Origin of the sequence: Undibacterium sp. GrIS 1.2 (genome assembly GCF_040544435.1) — a bacterium.
GTDB lineage: Bacteria > Pseudomonadota > Gammaproteobacteria > Burkholderiales > Burkholderiaceae_D > Undibacterium.
Map to the genome: position 1 here is coordinate 75,624 of NZ_JBEONP010000014.1, position 20,156 is coordinate 95,779.

The 20,156-nt window shown below is 45.7% G+C and carries 14 protein-coding genes, 2 tRNA genes and 1 pseudogene; 9 read left to right on the plus strand and 8 right to left on the minus strand.

The window, feature by feature from the left end; genetic code table 11:
- Window positions 1-106: 106 nt before the first annotated feature.
- Window positions 107-334, minus strand: a complete 228-nt coding sequence (locus AAKU61_RS08285; protein WP_354331258.1) for a DUF6471 domain-containing protein — start codon at window positions 332-334, stop codon at window positions 107-109.
- A 209-nt stretch (window positions 335-543) separates the two neighbouring features.
- On the opposite strand from AAKU61_RS08285, the pseudogene AAKU61_RS08290 reads away from it, so the two are divergent.
- Both AAKU61_RS08290 and AAKU61_RS08295 read left to right on the plus strand, forming a co-directional pair.
- Window positions 544-630, plus strand: a pseudogene (locus AAKU61_RS08290) (transposase); the annotation flags it as partial.
- Window positions 631-741: 111 nt separating this feature from the next.
- Window positions 742-1,503 carry an IS1595 family transposase gene (locus AAKU61_RS08295; protein WP_354331298.1) on the plus strand — a complete coding sequence of 254 codons (762 nt, stop codon included), beginning with the start codon at window positions 742-744 and terminating at the stop codon, window positions 1,501-1,503.
- A 10-nt stretch (window positions 1,504-1,513) separates the two neighbouring features.
- Here AAKU61_RS08295 and AAKU61_RS08300 read toward each other — a convergent pair whose 3' ends face one another.
- Entirely contained in the window at window positions 1,514-1,948 is a 435-nt protein-coding gene (locus AAKU61_RS08300; RefSeq protein WP_354331260.1) for a hypothetical protein, read from the minus strand.
- Between the two features lie 144 nt (window positions 1,949-2,092).
- Here AAKU61_RS08300 and AAKU61_RS08305 point away from each other — a divergent pair, with 144 nt between their 5' ends.
- A complete protein-coding gene (locus tag AAKU61_RS08305) occupies window positions 2,093-3,910 on the plus strand; it encodes a PAS domain-containing sensor histidine kinase (protein WP_354331262.1) in 1,818 nt (605 codons plus the stop codon).
- A 387-nt stretch (window positions 3,911-4,297) separates the two neighbouring features.
- Window positions 4,298-6,136 carry a DUF885 domain-containing protein gene (locus AAKU61_RS08310; RefSeq protein WP_354331264.1) on the plus strand — a complete coding sequence of 613 codons (1,839 nt, stop codon included), beginning with the start codon at window positions 4,298-4,300 and terminating at the stop codon, window positions 6,134-6,136.
- Window positions 6,137-6,366: 230 nt separating this feature from the next.
- Here the strand turns inward: AAKU61_RS08310 and AAKU61_RS08315 are convergent, their stop codons facing one another.
- From AAKU61_RS08315 to AAKU61_RS08325, 3 genes are read right to left on the minus strand one after another with little or no spacing between them, the layout of a single operon-like run.
- Window positions 6,367-7,491: an acyltransferase family protein gene (locus AAKU61_RS08315; protein WP_354331266.1), complete on the minus strand. Its 1,125-nt coding sequence runs from the start codon at window positions 7,489-7,491 to the stop codon at window positions 6,367-6,369.
- The gene (rlmF, locus tag AAKU61_RS08320; RefSeq protein ID WP_354331268.1) at window positions 7,488-8,552 is read right to left on the minus strand and encodes a 23S rRNA (adenine(1618)-N(6))-methyltransferase RlmF; all 1,065 of its coding nucleotides are present in this window, start codon (window positions 8,550-8,552) and stop codon (window positions 7,488-7,490) included. The genes AAKU61_RS08315 and rlmF overlap by 4 nt, the downstream gene beginning before the upstream one ends.
- A 51-nt stretch (window positions 8,553-8,603) precedes the next feature.
- Window positions 8,604-9,371 (minus strand): substrate-binding periplasmic protein, encoded by a 768-nt coding sequence (locus tag AAKU61_RS08325; protein WP_322121499.1) that lies wholly within the window; start codon window positions 9,369-9,371, stop codon window positions 8,604-8,606.
- 485 nt (window positions 9,372-9,856) lie between these two features.
- Here AAKU61_RS08325 and AAKU61_RS08330 point away from each other — a divergent pair, with 485 nt between their 5' ends.
- Window positions 9,857-10,849, plus strand: coding sequence for a ParA family protein (locus AAKU61_RS08330; protein ID WP_322121500.1), 993 nt, complete (start codon window positions 9,857-9,859; stop codon window positions 10,847-10,849).
- A complete protein-coding gene (locus AAKU61_RS08335; protein WP_354331270.1) occupies window positions 10,846-11,712 on the plus strand; it encodes an SIR2 family protein in 867 nt (288 codons plus the stop codon). The genes AAKU61_RS08330 and AAKU61_RS08335 overlap by 4 nt, the downstream gene beginning before the upstream one ends.
- Before the next feature lie 133 nt (window positions 11,713-11,845).
- Here the strand turns inward: AAKU61_RS08335 and AAKU61_RS08340 are convergent.
- Window positions 11,846-11,936, minus strand: a tRNA-Ser gene (locus AAKU61_RS08340).
- Window positions 11,937-12,155: 219 nt separating this feature from the next.
- Here AAKU61_RS08340 and murJ point away from each other — a divergent pair.
- Window positions 12,156-13,706 (plus strand): murein biosynthesis integral membrane protein MurJ, encoded by a 1,551-nt coding sequence (gene murJ, locus AAKU61_RS08345; RefSeq protein ID WP_354331272.1) that lies wholly within the window; start codon window positions 12,156-12,158, stop codon window positions 13,704-13,706.
- A gap of 206 nt (window positions 13,707-13,912) precedes the next feature.
- Here the strand turns inward: murJ and abc-f are convergent, their stop codons facing one another.
- Complete coding sequence (gene abc-f / locus AAKU61_RS08350; RefSeq protein ID WP_354331274.1) at window positions 13,913-15,805, minus strand: ribosomal protection-like ABC-F family protein; 1,893 nt, start codon at window positions 15,803-15,805, stop codon at window positions 13,913-13,915.
- A 243-nt stretch (window positions 15,806-16,048) separates the two neighbouring features.
- Between abc-f and AAKU61_RS08355 the strand changes: the two genes are divergently transcribed.
- Window positions 16,049-16,123: transfer RNA gene (locus AAKU61_RS08355), tRNA-Arg, on the plus strand.
- A gap of 494 nt (window positions 16,124-16,617) precedes the next feature.
- Window positions 16,618-17,793 (plus strand): acyl-CoA dehydrogenase, encoded by a 1,176-nt coding sequence (locus tag AAKU61_RS08360; RefSeq protein ID WP_322121505.1) that lies wholly within the window; start codon window positions 16,618-16,620, stop codon window positions 17,791-17,793.
- Between the two features lie 171 nt (window positions 17,794-17,964).
- Here AAKU61_RS08360 and AAKU61_RS08365 read toward each other — a convergent pair whose 3' ends face one another.
- Window positions 17,965-19,791: a sensor domain-containing diguanylate cyclase gene (locus tag AAKU61_RS08365; protein WP_354331276.1), complete on the minus strand. Its 1,827-nt coding sequence runs from the start codon at window positions 19,789-19,791 to the stop codon at window positions 17,965-17,967.
- Window positions 19,792-20,156 lie beyond the last annotated feature (365 nt).

Genomic DNA, 20,156 nt, shown 5'->3' on the forward strand with positions numbered 1-20,156 from the left:
GTTATTCCAATTCGGATTGCATTTTGATTGTACTCATATGATGCTTGGCGAGAATCCGAAGGCCATGGATTCAACGTATTGAGCAATGGATGCGGCCAGCACGACATCAGTTGCTATCTAAACGCACCATGTCGCGGCCAAGTGCTTTCATACACTGTGCAAAAAACAAAAAGCTAAAAGTTCCTCGATTTATTTTCGAGGCTATACCTTTGTAGCTCTCATCAACCCCAATAGCTTGCAGGCGTTGAATCAAGTTTTCGTAAGTCACCCTAGATTTAACTAATTCAGCTTTCAGTGTTTGAGCAGCAAATTGCTTCCATTCGACTTCAGTCATCTGAATTCTCCCATAAATACACTAGTAATAGAATAGCACATATGAATCAATTTCTGCTTTAAAGAAGAAATATTAGCATAAAAGAGCTGTATTAATTCTCGTATTTGCTATAATATCTGCATATAAGCAGATTTAAGGTGAATCTCATGACCCAACACTTCCTCCTCTCAGCAAAAGCCCGCACCCTGTCAGTCCGCCGCGTCTTCGAGATGAACGACGAACAGGCATTCAAGGTATTCAAAAAAGTACGCTGGGGCGACAGCAAGGCCGTTACTTGCCCAGCCTGCGGTGTCGTCCATGAACACTATTTCATTGCCACGCGCCGCCAGTGGCGTTGTGTGGACTGCAATCACACGTTTTCTGTCACCAGCGGTACGATCTTCGCCTTTCACAAACTGCCACTCAAGATGTACCTGGCGGCAATTGCGATCTACACCAATGCCGTCAAAGGTATTTCAGCCCTGCAAATGGGGCGTGATTTAGATGTGCAATACAAAACCGCCTTCGTGCTCACCCATAAAATCCGCGAGTCCTTGATGGAACAGCGCGATACATCACAACTCTCCGGTGAGATCCACATGGACGGTGCTTATGTCAACGGTCATGTCCGCCCAAAGAATAAGAAGGAAGACCGGGTTGATCGCCGCCTGGTGGAGAATCAAAAGCCCGACAAGCGCTGTGTGTTCGTGATGCGCCAGAAGGTCAGCATCATCGGCGATACGATCCAGGGCGCGAACAAAACCATGTCATTTGTGATTAAGGCAGAGAACCAAGCCGATGTCGGCAAACTGGCCGATTTGTATGTGCAGAAGGGTTCTGTGATTTGCGCCGATGAATCGACGGCCTACGATGGCCTGCATGCTAAATTTGATACGCGCCGTGTCAACCATGCCGTTGAATACCGTAGCGATGCCGGAACCACGAACAATCTGGCCGAGTCGTATTTCTCACGCTTCCGCCGCATGCAGTACGGCCAATGCCACAAGTTCGGCAATCTATACCTGAACAACTATGCGAATGAAGCGGCGTACCGCGAAGACACTCGCCGCATGAGTAATGGCGATATTTTCGATGACATTTGCACGAAGTGTGCTGCGACACCGACCAGCCGGGACTGGTGCGGATATTGGCAGGGCAATAAGCGCGTAGCCGAACTGTTGGCGGCTTGAATCAACCGGTTCAGATAATCACCCATTTCATCGCGCCGTGTTCGTCATTGTTCTCTACCTGTTCCAGCAATTGACCATCCTGGCGGTGCAGTACGGCGATGACGTTCTTTTGAATTCGTGCGATTAACTCGGCACTGGATGCAATACCTTTGCGTTTGAGTAGTCGGTCGGTGATTTCACGGCTATTCAACGGCTTGCCAGCTTCGCGCATGGCGTCTAGCACCATACGCTGCGCTTCTCCCTTCGCGAAATATTGATTGCGCTTGTTCGTGCGCTTGGCCTTGACAGTGCGCAGGTCAAATTCCGGTGCGAATAGCTTGATGCTGCCATCGAGGTGCGATAATGCGCCTTGCAACCGGATGATTTCTGTTTTGAATGAGGCGATTTGTCCAGCGACTTCGGCGCGCTTTGAGACCAGCCCGGATACAACCATTGATTCTGCCATTTGACGCTCCTAGAAAATGATGATTTACTAGGGCGATTGTAGGTTTTTAAATCAGGAAAAGCTTTGTGCGGTTGCTACATAATTCCGGATATTTTCATCTTTTGGGGTCTTGCAGCGACCAGTTTGATTGACCTGAGCATTGGCATGATGTTGCTGATCGCTGCAATCGTTGATCAGCAACATCACACCGATGCGGCCTTGCATGCGATACAAACAGAAATGGACGTGCGTAAGCATGCAGAACATGTCCTGCAAGAGCGTAAGGCGCTGTTTGAGAAAGTATTCCAACTGGTACCTGTGACCTTGACCGTGACCAGGATGAGGGATGGTTACTATATCGACGTCAATCGTAATTGGAAGTCGCTTTCTGGCTGGTCCAGAGATGAAGTGATCGGCGTTACCTCAGCCGACATCAATTTATGGGCGGAGATTGAACAAAGGAATAAATTAGTAGAGTTGATCAATCGTGATGGTGAAGTGAGAAATATGCAGATCTCTTTTCGTCATCAGGATGGTCACATTTTTCAATGCCGCGTTTCTGGCTCTAAATTTGAATCTGAAAATGAGACCTATTTATTAATAGCCTCGCAAAACATTGAGCAGGAACTTGCAACCGAACAAGCACGGGCTGATGCTGAACGTTTATTACGTGAAAACGAACATAAATATTCCACGATTTTTCAGTTGTCACCGATCCCACTGGGCTTGGTCGATGTTGAAACTAAGTCAGTCATTGAAGTGAATGACATCTGGCTCCAGCAGTTTGGGTTCCCGCGCGAAAAGGTGATCGGACGTACTGCAGTCGAGTTAGCATTTTGGGATAAGCCTGAACAGCGTGCTTTGATGATGCAGCTTCTATTAAATGAGGGACGGGTAGATCGCTTTGAGATGTTGCACCGGCGTTACGATGGTCGCGTATTGACTTGCCTGTTATCTGCGCGCTTGTTTGATATGGCGGGTAATAAAGTCTTCATTTTCAGTTTGCTGGATGTCACCAGGCAGTATCAGGTAGAGCAAGAGATACGTGACATGACCGTGCAGTTAGAAGCCCGCGTCCGGTTGCGAACCTTGAAGCTGGAGCAAGCCAATATCGAATTGGCAGAAGCCATGGAATCATTGCGATACGCGCAAGATGAATTGATACGCTCTGAAAAAATGGCCGCATTAGGTTCTCTGGTTGCCGGTGTCGCGCATGAACTCAACACGCCTATCGGCAACAGTGTCACTGTTGCCAGCACCTTGCAAGACAGGACCAAAGAGCTATTGGACGATGTATCAGCAGGTAAACTGCGACGTTCTGCTTTGGACGAGTACCTGCAAAGTGCAACCACGGGTACTGCGCTGCTGATGAAAACCTTAGGTATTGCGCGCGAACTGATACGCAGCTTTAAGCAAGTCGCGGTTGATCAAGCCAGTAATCAGCGGCGGATATTTGATCTGAAAACTTCTTTAGATGAAGTCATCACGACCTTAGCGCCGATGTTTAATAAAGAGGTGCTGAGTCTGCGGACAGAGTTTAGTCCAGGCATTGTTATGGATAGTTTTCCCGGACCATTAGGACAGATATTGACTAATTTTATGAGCAATGCGCTCAACCATGGCTTTGATGGAATAGATAAAGGTGAGATGAAGGGTGAAATTAAGCGTGAACTTAAGGATGAAATACAGATCACCAGCCGTTTGGTAGACGATCAGCATGTTGAGATTGTTTTTGCTGATAACGGCATTGGTATTCCGGAGGTAGACCAAAAGCGCGTTTTCGATCCGTTTTTTACCACTAAATTAGGGCAGGGCGGATCAGGACTTGGTATGCATATTGTGTACAACCTGGTGACAGGTGTCCTGGGTGGTTCTATCCATCTTGATAGCAAAGTCGGTGAAGGAACTAGCTTTACGATCTTGCTGCCATTGTCCGCACCAGCGATGTCCTCTGATGTGGAGCCGGAAGTGATTGATCTTTAAGTCACACATCTCTCATATCTGTTTCACACATTTTTCAGGCAGCTTATTCATCCGTTTTATTTGCTTAGCTAATTCGCCTATATTCTGCTTATATTCTGCTTATATTAATATACTCATGGTAAGTATATTTATTTGTCCAGGTAATTACTGGTCAATGGGCGTATTTTTAATAAAGTGTGGGGGAGTATATGATATTTGGTAGTGCTAAATCTGGTGCAAGTTTAGAAAAAGACCTTACCTCAGAGGTGTAGATATCTGGGGATGTAAGAACACATAGACACACAGATGCTGAGTATGTTTTCTTCCCCTCTCTATTTTTCCGCAACCCTGTTTTATTTTGATATTGCCGGGCGCTAATTCTCGGTAGCACCTTTTTTGAGAGAAATAATGAACCGTTTTTCAGTTGCATTTTTTTATCTGGTATCGACTTCACTATTATCAGCGACATCGCTACCATCGTTTGCCGCAGATCAGTTGACCACGCCCAACCTCAAGCCTCACTTCAAGTCTGACCTTAAGCCCGACTCTAAAATCGCACAGCAATTCAAAGCAATCTACACAAAAGAAGCTGCGTGGCGGCAGGCGCAGACTGGTGAGTTTGACGAAGATAACGATCGTGGTGTCAGCCCAAGTTTGCCCAAGGTCGGTGCTGTAGTACAGCAAGCAAAGTTGGTGTATTGGTCGGATGTTATGCGCCAGTTAGACAAGATCAATCCTTCAGCTTTATCGACGGAAGATCAGATCAATTACGCCGTGTATCGCGCCCAGATCAAAGCCTTGCTAAATGATCAGATATTGATGGAATATCAAAAGCCTTTGAATGCCGATTCTGCGTTTTGGTCTGACCTGACCTACGCTGCCAGAAAACCTTTATTCAGCTTGGTCGACTATCGTAATTACCTTGCTCAGTTAAAGGATGTGCCACGGTATTTTGCTGAAAACGTCAGCAATATGCGGGCAGGATTGCAGCGCGGCTTTACCCCGCCTAAAGTGACTTTGCTGGGACGCGATGCTTCGGTTGCGTCCGTGATTGACGCCAAGACGGTACAAGACACGGTGTTCTACACGCCCTTCAAGAATATGCCAGCGACGCTTAGTGCGGATCAGCAAAATCAGCTACGTGCTGAAGGTATAAAGGTGATTCAGGATTTGGTGATTCCTGCCCATAAAGAGCTACTGGTTTTTTTGCAGACAGAATATTTCCCCAAAGCGTGTAATGAGCTGAGTGCCGAGAGCCTGCCAGATGGCAAGGCGTATTACCAAGCAAAGATACAAGAGTTCACCACACTGGATTTATCGCCAGACCAGATACATCAAATCGGACTGACCGAGATGGCAAAAATTCGCCAGGAAATGTCAGCCGTCATTCAACAAACAGGATTTAAAGGCGACTTGCCTGCGTTCCTCACTTTTTTACGTACCGACCCTCAGTTTTATGCAAAAACTCCGCAAGACTTATTAATGCGCGCTGCCTATATTGCTAAAAAGTTTGATGGCAAAGCGGCTAATTTTTTCGGCTATTTGCCGCGTATGCGTTTTGCAATTACTCCCGTACCAGATGATCAGGCACCGTTTTATACTTCGGGTCGTGGTGGCCCTGGCATTTATCTGGTGAACACCTATGACTTGCCGTCGCGGGCTTTGTATGGTTTGCCCGCGCTGACCTTGCATGAATCCGCACCGGGTCACGCCTTCCAGATGCCGATCGCGATGGAGCAAAAGCATCGTCCAAAGTTTCGGCAAGGGTATATCTCAGCCTATGGCGAGGGCTGGGCTTTATATGCCGAGCGTTTAGGCACAGAGATGGGCATGTATGAAACTGCTTACGAAAGCTTTGGCATGCTCAGCTACCAAGCCTGGCGCGCTGCGCGTTTGGTGGTGGATACGGGCATCCATGCCAAAGCCTGGACTCGGACGCAGGCACAAAGCTATTTGCATGAGAACACCGCTTTATCAGAGCATGAAATAGAAACCGAAGTCGATCGTTATATCTCATGGCCAGCACAGGCGCTGTCATATTTTTTGGGAGAGATGGCGATCTGGAAAGCTCGCCACAAAGCAGAGGCGGCCTTAAAAGATAAGTTTGATCTGCGTGCTTTTCACGACACGGTATTACAACTTGGCTCGGTGCCGTTGCCGGTATTGGAAGCACGGATTGATCGCTTTATTGCCGATGGTGGGAAAAGTCCGTATGCCGTTAATGTGGATCATCCTGACGGCCAATAAAGCGAAGTTTAAAGATGATGTTCGCAGATGAGGTCGAATATACTCCCCGTTAATTTTATTAAAAATAGCCGCCAGACCAGTAATTGTATGGACAATATAAATATACTTAATAGGAGTATATATTTGTGTGAGTTGCGTTATTAATGCTGAAGTTTAATAAATCGCTAGATGCTTTATCGTGTTTGCGATCAGATTGATCGCTGAATCTAGTTCTGAATCAGCTTTCCAATCTAGTCTCTAGTCAGAAATTGCCCCAGCCATCGCCGCATCGCCTGGTCATACACTCGATCCGCGATCCGGGCAAAACAGACCAACACCAGTAACAACAGCACACCAGAGAATGGCGCAAAGTCGGCAAGATCATGTAGTCCCAGTTTTTTACTAGCGATGGTGACTAAAATAAATATCGGCACATGCAAAACATATATCGCGTAACTGATTGCGCCTAGAAAAATGCAGATTTTTTTCAGACCAAGAGAGCGAGGTTCGGATCTGGCGGCGAGTACAACAATCAAGGGAAATAAAATGAGCACCGCACCCAAGTCATACCAGGGACGGATGGCGTCAGTCGGTGTCACGGACAGAGTCAGCAGCGTCAATAAAAGTAGTATGGATGATGGAAGTTTAAAGTCCGCCAATACACGCCTTAATGCATCACTAAAAACAGCATCGTTACTCTGCGCACCACCTTGCACACCGCCTTGTACACCACTCAGCCGCGCAATCAATAGACCCATACAAAATGAATACAGCACTCGGGGTATTCCGCCCACCGCATGCGTCCACTTGTAACCTACATCGAGGCTGCCAAAATATACCGTGCAAGCTAGCAAAGCGATGGCAGAAATGGCGATCGTTAATAGTAAGATGCTCGTGTTCAAAAAACGGTGCAAGACCGCATACAAAGCATTGGCGATAAGTTCAAAAAATAGCGACCAGGATGGCGCATTGATCGCATATAACTGCGGCGTAAAAGGTGAGGGCAGCAGCAATATCGCCAACCCCGAGTTAATAATTAAATCGCTGGTACTCCACTGTGCTGCATTCTTCCCTGCCAACACACTAGCCGCGAACGACACAATCCCCAGCACAGTGGCTAACGCATACAAAGGGTACAGCCGGATCAGTCGCAATCGCATAAACCCGCCGGCGGATAAACCATCTGCCAGCCGTTGCGCATAGGCTTTAGCGATCACAAAACCGCTTAAGACAAAAAATAAATCTACCGCCAGATAGCTCTCAGGGAAGTACACCTGGCCAAAATAATCCGCAGTATGAAATAACACAATCAACAAGGCCGCAACACCGCGTATGCCATCGAGCGTCTGGTATTTGTGGAGAGAAAAATCAGTCACACTTTTGACCAACGTAATTTGCGCCAGGCCGTCTGTTGGCTAGTGTTAAGAAAAGTCCATGCAACGAAGCGACTTTGTTTTTGCCCCTGAACCATCGCGATGGTTTTACTGTCATGTACGCCAGCTTGTTTTAGTGCTGCATAAATACCCGGCAGGTTGGCTGATTTGGACACCAAACTACTAAACCAAAAGCAGCGCGTTGGTATCTGAGCGCTTTCTTTAATCATACGCTGTATGAATACCAGTTCTCCACCTGGGCACCAGAGCTCGGCATCGTGCCCACCAAAATTGAGTAATGGCGATGTTGTAGATGCTGGCGAGTTCGCTGTGTTAGCTGAATTTACAGTGGGCGCACTCGCAGCTTCTTTACCAAGATTTTCCCATTTGCGCTGCGTTCCGGCGCTAGCCTCTTTGACGGAGCTATGAAAAGGTGGGTTACATAAGCTCAGGTCAAACCAATCATCATCGCTAACGACGCCTTTAAAAATCGTATTGGCCGAGGTTTGTAAGCGCAATTGTATTGCTGGTTTCATCGCAGGATTTGCCTCTAAAATCGTCTGCGCATTGGTGATTGATTCCGAGTTGATATCAGTGCCGACAAAATGCCAGCCATATTCCTTATTACCAATCAGCGGATAAATACAGCTAGCACCCACACCAATATCTAACACTTGTACCGCTGACCCTTTTGGTATTTTTCCAGCGTTGCCAGATGCCAGCAGATCGGCAAGATAATGCAGATAATCCGCGCGCCCTGGTATAGGTGGACACAAATTATGTGCCGGAATATCCCAGCCCTGAATGCCGTAATAATCCTTAAGCAACGCTCGGTTGAGGGCTTTTACTGCGACAGGATCGGTAAAGTCTATGGTGGTTTTTTGATGTGTTTGCTGTTGAGATTGTTGCGGTGTTTTTTGATGCGTGTTGGTGCTTACCAGCATTGCCAGCTCAGCATCCAATGGGGTCAATCTGGCAAAGTCATAGTGACCTTGATGTCGATTCCGTGGGTGCAAGTGATGGCTGCTATTGGCCGTGCCTGATGGCGGCGTAATTTTTGTCATTGTAGGAGGAGTTTTTTAACCGGAATTTAATCTCAGTTAAGATTTTTCTTATTAATGTTCTGGTCGGTAGCGTGCTAACAGCTTAGCAAATTCCCCGTTCTTCACAATCGCATCAATCGCTTTATTAAGCTCACTCAGTTTGACCCGACCGTTTTTAGAGACAGCACATTTTGTGTTGAACTGCTTAATGATTAAAGGGGGATTGAGCGTAACAGAAAGATCGCCCAGCCTGAGATGTTCATTTAAATTTGACATGGTCGTCGTCATATAATCAAAGCGACCAGCCATTAACTTGCGCAAAGATGAGTCAATCGACGGGGCATCATCACGTAAAAAATTTTTACCTAATTCATTTTCTAGTTCGGGGTAAGTAAAGCCTAATACCGTACCTATGCGCTTATTTTTTAAATCTTGGATAGAAGCAGGTTTAGGCACACTACTGACAGATATGACGATGTCCGCCACGGGAATAAATGACTGACTCCAATCAAAATCACCCGGCATCCAAGGCGGAATAAAGCCGCAAAGAATATCACCACTACCTGATTTTAACGCAGGAGAAAATCGCTTACGAGGCAGATCAAGAACTATGAGAGTACGCCCCATTTGCTCTGCCAATAGCTTCCCAAGATCGGTCTGAAAGCGTCCGACAAATGCACCATCGGCTGTTTTTTTGGTGATCTCTTCTTTTTCAATGACCACCAACTCGCCACCAAAGGCAGGCGCGGCAAATTTAGCAAAGAGAAGGAACAGGGTGAGCAGTGATATTCGGGAAAGAGCCATTTGATATCCGGAGTGACAATTGATCGTCTTACTCAAAATAGTTTAACTATGTCCCGATTACTATGTCACATCGCAATGCGCGACGCAACTTTGGATTTGCGTTGGAAGACCGACTTTTACCCGGGTGCTGGGCTTAATCAAAGTAATCGAACTATTTACGGAACATGATTTATGCTCCTAAATGTGCCAATGACGCAAAAACTTTGGAGCATACTGCAACTCTTTTATTTCATACTGACAGCAAAATTACTGGGAGTGTCTGTAGGCAAAAATCAGAATTTGTTGAACCACTGGAATAAAAATATGATTGTTGAGATTTTTATTGCGGTTTAAGAAATATGTATTGGTAAGCTCATAGCTGAGATTTGCCAAAAAGGATCTACTGGCGAAATCAAAATCATTGCTATAATTTCATGAAATATATTTATCTCAATTCTTTTTTTCGCGATTTCTACTGAGTTTTTCGTAGGTGATTCTGAAAATAGAAACCAAATCAATCAGAACGTTTTTGAAGGATCGTCATGAAAAGTATTGGATTTTTTAATAACAAAGGTGGAGTTGGTAAAACTACTTTGATATGTAATTTGGCGGCATCATTGTCAAAGGTAAAAAATCAGAAGGTATTAATTATTGATGCAGATCCACAATGTAATGCTTCGGCGTATTTGCTTAATGATGATGAATTGGAGGGGATTTTATTAGACGATACCCACTATAGTTTAGATTCGTTTTATGAACCCGTCCGTCGTGGGCAAGGATATCCAACAGAACTGCCTACAATTGTTAGAAGTACTAGATTCTGCGTTGATTTAATCGTTGGCGATCCTAAGTTGTCAATTCGTGAGGATTTATTAGCTACCGATTGGGCGTCAACAAAAAATGGAGATCCTAGAGGATTTCAAACTACATACGCGATCAAAGAATTAATTAGTCGCTTGGGAAACTATGATCTCGTGCTTGTTGATATGGGACCATCTTTAGGTGCATTGAACAGGTCAGTATTGTTAGCCGTAGACTATTTCGTCATGCCGCTTTCAGTTGATATTTTTAGTCTGATGGCAGTAGAAAATATAATTAAATCATTTCAAAATTGGATGACTGGTTTAAACGATGCAATTGAACGGCATCAAAAGCAAGAAGGTTGTGCATTTCAAATTCAAAATCATGATGTCAGTTGGAGTTTAAAATTTTTAGGATTTGTAATGCAGCAATATCAGGCGAAAAGCAAAGGTGGAACTCGCCAACCCGTCATGGCATTCGAGCGAATAATCGAAAAGCAGACAAAAGAAATTAATAATCTTTGCTTATTTTTCAATGTGAATCCAGAAATGGTTGATTTAGGTGTGATACCAACATTAAGTAGTGTAGTCCCGTTATCGCAACAAGCGCATGCACCGATTTTTGATCTTGGATCTAAAGACGGAATTGTTGGTTCTCAATATTCACGGGTTACAGAGGCAGGTGAATTTTTTCATAGTATTTCCCAAAAATTCTATGAAAGAATTTCTCAATGATTCATTGGCCAATTGAATTAGTGCAAGCAATAGGTAGAAGACGTTGCGTAATAGTCATTGGTGCAGGTGTTTCGAGAAATTCACAAAACATAGCTGGAAAAAGACCCGCAACGTGGGAGCAATTTTTAAAAGGATGCTCTCAAACTCTTGACAATACAGAGCATATCGATGAATTAATCAATAGGAAAGACTTCCTAACGGCTTGTGAACTAATCAAAAAAAGGCTTAAGCCAGACCAATTTATTGACCTAGTGCAAAAAGAATATCAAGGTCAAGGATACGGCCACGCAGCTATCCATGAACATATATACAATTTAGACGCGTCAATAGTGGCGAGTCCAAATTTTGACAATATTTATGATACTTATGCCTCAAACACATCCAAGAGCACAATCATAATAAAAGATCACACTAGTCAGGACATTGCGAATTATTTGTTGGGGGGCGACGTACGATTGCTTCTTAAAACCCATGGATCTGCGAACACTCCCCAGGAGATAATTTTTACAAGAAATGATTATGCGAAAGCTCGTACAAAATACGTACTTTTTTATGAAATTCTTAAATCATTAGTGTTAACACATACTTTTTTGTTTGTTGGCTGTGGTACTGACGATCCAGATATACGTCTTTTGTTTGAAGATGTTCAGTTTGCTCATGGGCGCATGCCATTTCATTACATGACTTTACCGAGAGACGAAGTTCATCCCGCCGTGCTAGAAGTTGCGTCGGAATCTATGCGGTTAAAATTTATGGAATACTCCTCAGATAATGGTCATGAGGAATTAACAAATTCTCTCAAGGATTTAGTCAAATTGGTTGAAGACTTCAGAGGTCAAAAGGCAACTGACCTAAGGTGGTAGGTAAGCTGTTGATCACTCAATTTACTCTAAAAGTAAAATTTAGTGCGGACTGTGGAAATTGAATTGAATAGCACATTCAGTTTGAACGGCAAAAAATAAGGCTCTCACGAGGAGAGCCTTATTTTATCTATGCTGGCGGAGAAACGGGGATTCGAACCCCGGGTAGGCTATGAACCTACGCACGCTTTCCAGGCGTGTGACTTAAACCACTCATCCATCTCTCCGGATTTCGCATTGTTGCTCATTTGCGAAGCTCGCAATTATAGCAGATAAAGTTTTGGCAGCAAATGTTTTGTTCTGGCGCCCTCTGTCATAGGGAGGCAACTTTAGCTGGCGTGCTCCACGCTTGTTTTTTTATGATTATTGTCAGATTCCGATTGCTAAATTATTTCTATGCCAAGTAGATGCGCCTCTTGCTGAGGCTACCGTTATAATGCCGCTCCATGAACTTACTCAAAACGCTCGCCACTATTAGTGGCATAACCATGCTATCGCGGATCACTGGCTTGCTTCGTGAGGTACTGATTAATAGTGCTTTTGGTGCAGATGCTTTGACTGACGCTTACAACGCTGCGTTTCGTATTCCTAATTTTTTCAGGCGCTTATTTGCTGAGGGTGCGTTCTCGCAAGCCTTTGTACCAATTTTGGCCGAATATAAGAATCAAAAAGGGGATGAGGCGACTAAAGAGTTGGTGGATGATGTCGCAACTGTCTTGACGTGGGCATTGCTTTTGACTTGCATCATTGGCGTGGTCGGAGCGCCAATTTTAGTCTATTTGTTTGCATCAGGATTTGCTGACAATCCTGTTAAATTTAATGTCACGGTGATGATGACGCGCATCATGTTCCCTTACATTGGGTTTATGTCCTTAGTGGCATTAGCGAGCGGGATTTTAAATACGTGGCGCGAATTTAAAATCCCAGCTTTTACTCCAGTGCTATTGAACGTGTCATCGATTCTAGGTTCATTGTATCTGGCACCTTTATTAGCGCAGCCGATTTATGCTTTAGCAATTGCGGTATTTGTCGGCGGTGTAATGCAGCTGGCGATACAAGTACCCTCCCTGGTAAGGATTGGGATGTTGCCACGCTTTCATTTGAATCCTTTGTTTGGTTTGCGCGACCCTGGTGTGCGTCGTATCTTGCGGCAAATGGGTCCCGCTGTGTTGGCGGTCTCTGTATCCCAGATCAGTGTTTTGATTAATTCGACCTGGGCATCGCATTTGCGGGATGGCAGCATGTCTTGGTTGGCATCGGCAGATCGGTTGATGGAGTTTCCGACTGCTTTACTTGGCGTTGCATTAGGTACGGTTTTATTGCCCAGTTTGTCTAAGGCGAATTTTGATGCGGATACACATGAATATTCTTCTTTGTTAGATTGGGGTCTGCGCTTGACCTGTTTGCTGGCGATGCCTGCCGCAGTAGCGCTGGCAACTTTACCTGTTCCCCTCACAGCGACTTTGTTTAACCATGGCAAATTTGGTGCCGAAGCTGTGCACATGACCGCGCAGGCGGTGGCGGCATATGGCATAGGATTGACGGGATTGATCGTGGTTAAAATTTTGGCGCCGGGATTTTATGCGAAACAAAATATTCGCACGCCGATGAAAATTGCGGTGATCGTGATGATTTCTACCCAGCTGATGAACTTGCTATTTGTGCCCTACATACAGCACGCTGGCTTGGCGTTATCAATAGGCTTGGGTGCCTGGATGAATGCGACCTTGTTGTATATGGGCTTGCGGCGTCGGGGTATTTATGTGCCAGAAAAAGGATGGCTACTTTTTTTGGTGAAATTACTCGTGGCACTGGTGTTAATGGGTATCGTTGCAGTTTTGTCCGCAAATCAGTTTGACTGGATTGCTTTGCGTAGCAACGGGTGGATCCGTTTTGCTATTTTGCTGGGTATTATTTTGACCTGCATGGTGACGTACTTTGCTTCTTTATTTGTAATGGGATTTCGCCTGAAAGATTTTCGTAAAAGCGAGCGCTGAACCATAAATATGTGCAGGTGTTAACGCATGTATTAACGCATGTAGTAGCGTATATAAAAGCGCATGTAAAAACGTCGCTCCAGTTTTTTCTGGAACGACGTTAGGTGATACTTGTTAAGCGAGAATTGTTAAGTAGTACTTACTAAGTGACAGTGACTAAGCATAGCCACTAGTTGATTTGATGTAATTCAGATCAATGTAGCGGATTAGCTACCCAATCTATCCCATTTATCAATTGCGACTAGCAAGATTTCATCAATCTCGGCAAAACGATCATTCAGCTTTTTGACTTCATCTGACGAATTATTTTTGTAGAAATCGCTATCAGCCAAAGTTTCAGTAATCGCTTCTTGTTCTGCTTCCAGTTTTGCGATGTAGGCTGGCAATTCATCTAATTCTTTTTGCTCTTTGTAGCTGAGTTTCTTTTTGGCTGCGAGTGCTACTTTCGCTTCTGTTTTAACTTCTGACGGCGACGTATTCTTCACTTTTTTTGTGACGGGCACGCTATTGCGATAACGCTCCCAGTCGCTGTAGCCACCGATAAATTCACCCCATTGTCCATCGCCCTCCGCCACGATCACTTGTGTGACGACATTATCCAGGAAGGTTCTATCATGGCTGACCAAGAATACCGTGCCATCGTAGTCTTCCAATAGTTCTTCCAGCAATTCTAAGGTATCAATATCCAGATCATTAGTTGGCTCATCCAGCACCAAAACGTTGGCTGGCTTGGCAAACAAACGGGCTAACAGCAAGCGATTACGTTCGCCACCAGACAATGACTTCACCGGAGAGCGAGCGCGTTCTGGGGCAAACAAAAAGTCGCCCAAGTACGACATCACGTGTTTGCGCTGGCCATTGATTTCGACAAAATCACTACCCGGAGAAATAGTCTCTGCCAAGCTCATTTCATCATCCAACTGAGCACGCATCTGATCAAAATAGGCGATTTGTAATTTGCTACCTTGTTTGATGGTGCCGCTGTCTGGCTCATCTTGTCCAAGAATTAATTTCAGCAGGCTTGTTTTACCCGCGCCATTTGGACCAATCAAACCAATCTTATCGCCGCGCATGATGATGCTGGAGAAATCGGTAACGATGACTTTTTCGCCAAATGATTTGCAGACGTTTTCCAGTTCCGCCACGATCTTGCCTGAACGTTCGCCAGTAGTGACATCCAGTTTGACCTGACCTTGCTGATCCCGGCGCACGCTACGTTGCGCACGCAGATTTTCTAGACGTTTGACACGACCTTCGTCACGTACGCGGCGTGCCTTGACGCCTTTACGTATCCAGACTTCTTCTTGCGCTAAAAATTTGTCGAACTTGGCATTCTCAACTTCCTCATTTTCCAACTGTTCTTCTTTACGCGTTTGATACGTCGTGAAGTTGCCGGGGTAAGAAGTGATTTTGCCGCGATCTAATTCAATAATCCGTGTCGTGACGTTATCCAGGAAGCTACGATCATGGGTAATAAACAGCACGCTACCTTTAAAATCGCGCAATAAAGCTTCTAACCATTGAATAGACGAGAAATCCAAATGGTTGGTCGGTTCATCCAGCAGCAACACATCGGGCGCACTGACCAAGGCGCATGCTAGCGCGACACGTTTTTTCATCCCGCCAGAAAGCGTACTCATGATCGCATCTGCGCTGAGATTAAGTTTGTCTAAGGTAGTTTCAACCTTGTTAGTCAGACTCCATGCATCTGCCGCATCCAGTTTGATCTGGATGTCATGCATGCGCTCCATTAAGGCATCATCATTGTCGCCACCAAACTGACCGGTCAGCTCTTCATATTCTTGCAAAAGCGCAGCCATCTCGCCCATACCGGATGCCACCGCATCAAAGACTCTGATGTCAGGCGAAAATTGTGGCTCTTGTTCGACATACGCGATCTTGATGCCTTGCTGCATGACGAGTAAGCCATCATCCAATTTGGACGTGCCCGCAATAATCTTGAGCAAAGATGATTTGCCTGTGCCGTTGCGACCGATCAGACCGACGCGTTCTGCGGTCTCAATAGAAAATTCTGCATGATCGAGCAGGGCGACGTGACCGAATGCCAATTGGGCATTGCTGAGAGAAATGACTGCCATAATTACCTGGTGAACAAAAAGATGAACTGATTAGAGCGTTTGCAGATGAGACAATTTCCTTAAACACGACCGAAATTGACGGTAATCTGCTGCAATTGGATGAATAAAGGCAGTATTGTACTTGAGTGCGTGACCTCATAGAGAAAGCGCATCTCTAAAAACAGCCGAATTGATTGTTCAGCCCCGCTCAGGTAAGATGCGGCTTCTTCCAAAGAGCAAGTAATACTCCAGCTCGATTAGCGTCTCTCCGTAGCACAATGGATAGTGCACATGCCTCCTAAGCGTGGGATACTGGTTCGATTCCAGTCGGAGGGACCAAAGCCATACTGCATTATTCCCAAATCAAAAAATATCTGGTTCCGTGGCGCAAACAATCACGCGTTGTCTGTCAATCACCTATTTGCCATCCAAGCTCATTGGCATACTTTAATAAGCTCAAATTCCGAGATATTATTTTTTATCTCAGAAATACAGTAAATAGTTTGGGATGATTGATTGCCGTCGCGTTGATGCGCTGGCATAGAATTGGGCGCGGTGCTGACCTTGTCCTAATCGGGCAAGGCGCACCTGGCTGCCATCGGGCATATCGGTTGCACGTACAGCAGATATAGTTATCTTACGGCTGAAGTATTACGGCGTTATGACCAGGATCAAACTAGCTTCAAACTCAAAAGCGCAGCGTGATCACTATCGGATTAAACTTGTCGTAAGAAATTGGCAAAATAGAAATTTCTGCAAGAAATAAATACAGGTATAACTAAAGTATTAAAATACTCGCCTGACATTTTTATATTAATTACAGAGAGAGACAAATGGCAAAAGCATCATTTCATTGGGACGATCCTTTATTGTTGTCATCGCAGTTGACTGATGACGAGCGCATGGTGCAAGAGGCTGCACGTGTGTATTGTCAGGAGAAGCTGGCACCTCGGGTATTGGACGCTTTCCGTAATGAGAAAACAGACCCGGCAATTTTTCGTGAAATGGGTGAACTGGGTTTGCTCGGTTCGACCATCCCTACAGAATACGGCGGTGCTGGTCTTAACTATGTTTGTTATGGTCTGGTGGCACGCGAGGTAGAGCGTATTGACTCTGGTTATCGCTCGATGATGAGTGTGCAAAGCTCGCTGGTGATGGTGCCGATTAATGAATTTGGTAGTGAGGCGCAGAAGCAGAAATATTTGCCTAAGCTGGCAACAGGTGAGTGGATTGGTTGTTTTGGTTTGACTGAGCCTGATCACGGTTCTGACCCTGGCAGCATGGTCACGCGGGCGAAAACTGTCCCTGGTGGATATGCGCTGAGCGGTGCCAAAATGTGGATCAGCAATAGCCCGATCGCCGATGTATTTGTAGTGTGGGCGAAGACCGATGATGGTCGTATCCGCGGCTTTATTTTGGAAAAAGGCTGGAAGGGTTTATCCGCACCGGCGATCCACGGCAAGGTGGGTTTGCGTGCCTCGATTACCGGTGAAATCGTGATGGACAATGTATTTGTCCCTGAAGAAAATCTGATGCCGAATGTCGAGGGTTTAAAAGGTCCGTTCACCTGCCTGAATTCTGCGCGCTATGGTATTGCCTGGGGTGCTCTGGGTGCGGCAGAATTTTGCTGGCACACCGCGCGTCAATACACGATGGATCGTATGCAATTTGGTCGCCCGCTGGCTGCGAATCAATTGATTCAGAAAAAATTGGCTGACATGCAAACTGAAATCACGATGGCCTTGCAAGGTTGCTTACGTTTGGGGCGCATGAAGGATGAGGGCATTGCTTCGGTAGAAATTACCTCGATCATGAAGCGTAATTCTTGCGGAAAATCATTAGATATCGCTCGTATGGCACGTGATATGTTGGGTGGCAACGGTATCTCGGATGAGTTTGGCGTGGCACGCCATCTGGTGAATCTGGAAGTGGTGAATACTTACGAAGGTACACACGATATTCATGCTTTGATTTTGGGTCGTGCCCAGACTGGTATTGCGGCGTTTTAATATTGAATATCTCTGTTGATTGCGGCTGATATGGCGTGCTTTGCTATATCAGCTTAATCAACAATTTTAATCAGTAATTTTAATTAGCAAGCACCATAAAAAAGTAATAAAAAACGCAGTTAAAAGCCGCGATTAAAAACAGGCGACAAGGCAATGTTCTTGTCGCCTGTTTTATTTTGGTTCGGTTTTTACTAGACTTTCTATTCTGTTGCGGCCCCTTGATTTTGCCAGATACAAAGCCTGATCTGCCAGCGACATCAGTTCACGTGGCGCTCCGTCTTTGTTTGGGAAGCAAGCAGCAATGCCGATACTAACGGTGATCACCGGTCCTAAGATAGAGGAGGGATGCGGAATCGCTTCTTCTGCCAATCGTGCCTGAATTCGTTCTGCAAATGCCAGTGCCTGATCCAGATCGGCATCGACCACTAGCACTACAAATTCTTCACCGCCGTAGCGGGCGACAAAGTCGCCGCTGCGTTGTGCGGTCTCTTTTAATACGCCCGCAAAACGACGCAGACATTCGTCACCGTTGGCATGTCCTGATACGTCGTTGATCAGTTTAAAAAAATCGATATCGATCATAATCGCTGCCATCGAATGATGGTTGCGGATGGCGCGCAGCCATTCACTTTCTAAGGTTTCTTCTAACGTACGGCGATTAAATAAGCGGGTGAGGGCATCGGTACGCGATAACCAGTGCAACTCGTTATTGGCGTGGATTAATTGTTCATTGAGACGGTCTGCTTTGTCATGCTGTAGGCGTAATTGAGTTTCTAATTCTTCACTCACGTCGACCAGTTCGTCGGCCATGCGATTGACGGCATAAGACAGCATGCCTAGTTCATCTCTTGATTGATGGTTCATGCGGCGCTTGATGTCGCCGCTGGCGATCATCACGGCAACCTCAGCCAGACGCATGATAGGCAGGCTGAAATGGCTGGATAGCCAGACTGCAATTAGCGCCACAATGACCAATATCACCAAGATCGAGGCTAGCCATAGATTGCGCTGATCGTAGATAGGTTTGTATGCATCTTCCTGATCAATTTTGACCATCACGGTCCAGTTTGGCTGAGTCAATGTTTGCGTATAAGCCAGTACCGACACACCACGATAATCTTTGCCTGCCAGCAGATGATGTTCTTCTGATGTGCCAGAGTAGGGATTTTTAATTCGTGTTAATTCGGCGACCGGGACATCATCCAGCATCGCAAAACGCAGCGGTGTCAGCGGTCGCACACGTCCTTCGCTGTCAGCTTCGGTGATGATCAGTTCCTCGGATATCCAGCCTGCGCTACTACTCGACATCGCACGCAAAGGTTCCAGACTATTCAGCACAACCAGAATACCAATAGCGCGTTGTCCATCCATCAAAGGGCCGCCTGCACGCATTAGCCGCTTGCCATCTGACCCCATGATGCTACTGGTAACTTGTTGGCTGGTCAGCAGGGCGTCCCGGGTACGGGTATCTAGCTGTTGCGATTCTTGGCTGATGGCAGAAATCGATGCGATCAGTTTGCCATCCAGCCCATATACCAATACGTTATCTAATGAGGACGCAGACCGTTTGGCGTCTTCCAGCATTTGCTTGGTCAAGTCCAATGCGTCGGGATTGCGTTGATCGATGTAATTGCTGACCGATTTACTCAACTGAGTTCTGGTGCTGATCAGGCGCACTTGCGTGCGCAGAAATGCGTTGAATTCGTCTATCCGTTGCGCATGCAAACGTGCCACCGACGCCAGATGTGATTCGATCACCAGTTCCATCGAGCGTTGGCTAACAAAGTAGCAAGTCGCCATTGCCACAAACAGGCAGCCGATGGCGACTCCGATCACTAGCATCAACAATTTTTCGCGTAATCCAAACCAGCCGCGTTGCGGTAACAACGGCGTTTGGGGACGCTGTGGTGGAGAGGTAGAAGCGGTATCTTCAGGCGGTGATTCTGCCACGCCTGTCGCCGTGCTACTGATCTGAGTGACTTGCGAGGGATCTGGCATCTGCGGCCTCACCTTAAGGAATTGTGCTTTCTCAGTTGCTGGAAAGCGACGGGGCAGAGCAGCGCTAATTCAGTTAAGTCGGATGCGGAAAACGAATCCGTGTTCACATGATGATTGCCGCTCTGGACTGTTAAACATTGTTAACAAATAATAAATCAAAATGTGAGCAAAAAAACATGTTAAACAATATTCGTCAGAATATTTTTAATGACTTGGCTTTTTGTACCTTCATATACCGTCGTTTTTGAGGCGTAAAATCATATACTCCCCCACTATTTTTATAAAATAGTCGTATTGTCCAGACTTTATATGGACAATTAAATTTACTGGATAGGAGTATATTATTTACTTGCTTGGTGACTTGA

Excerpts from the sequence above, each read along its gene's own strand:
- AAKU61_RS08285 (WP_354331258.1), bottom strand. The coding sequence starts at position 334 with ATGACTGAAGTCGAATGGAAGCAATTTGCTGCTCAAACACTGAAAGCT.
- AAKU61_RS08310 (WP_354331264.1), top strand. The coding sequence starts at position 4,298 with ATGAACCGTTTTTCAGTTGCATTTTTTTATCTGGTATCGACTTCACTA.
- AAKU61_RS08365 (WP_354331276.1), bottom strand. The coding sequence starts at position 19,791 with ATGCCAGATCCCTCGCAAGTCACTCAGATCAGTAGCACGGCGACAGGC.
- AAKU61_RS08305 (WP_354331262.1), top strand. The coding sequence starts at position 2,093 with ATGATGTTGCTGATCGCTGCAATCGTTGATCAGCAACATCACACCGAT.
- AAKU61_RS08295 (WP_354331298.1), top strand. The coding sequence starts at position 742 with ATGTACCTGGCGGCAATTGCGATCTACACCAATGCCGTCAAAGGTATT.
- AAKU61_RS08335 (WP_354331270.1), top strand. The coding sequence starts at position 10,846 with ATGATTCATTGGCCAATTGAATTAGTGCAAGCAATAGGTAGAAGACGT.
- abc-f (WP_354331274.1), bottom strand. The coding sequence starts at position 15,805 with ATGGCAGTCATTTCTCTCAGCAATGCCCAATTGGCATTCGGTCACGTC.
- murJ (WP_354331272.1), top strand. The coding sequence starts at position 12,156 with ATGAACTTACTCAAAACGCTCGCCACTATTAGTGGCATAACCATGCTA.
- AAKU61_RS08330 (WP_322121500.1), top strand. The coding sequence starts at position 9,857 with ATGAAAAGTATTGGATTTTTTAATAACAAAGGTGGAGTTGGTAAAACT.
- AAKU61_RS08300 (WP_354331260.1), bottom strand. The coding sequence starts at position 1,948 with ATGGCAGAATCAATGGTTGTATCCGGGCTGGTCTCAAAGCGCGCCGAA.
- rlmF (WP_354331268.1), bottom strand. The coding sequence starts at position 8,552 with ATGACAAAAATTACGCCGCCATCAGGCACGGCCAATAGCAGCCATCAC.
- AAKU61_RS08360 (WP_322121505.1), top strand. The coding sequence starts at position 16,618 with ATGGCAAAAGCATCATTTCATTGGGACGATCCTTTATTGTTGTCATCG.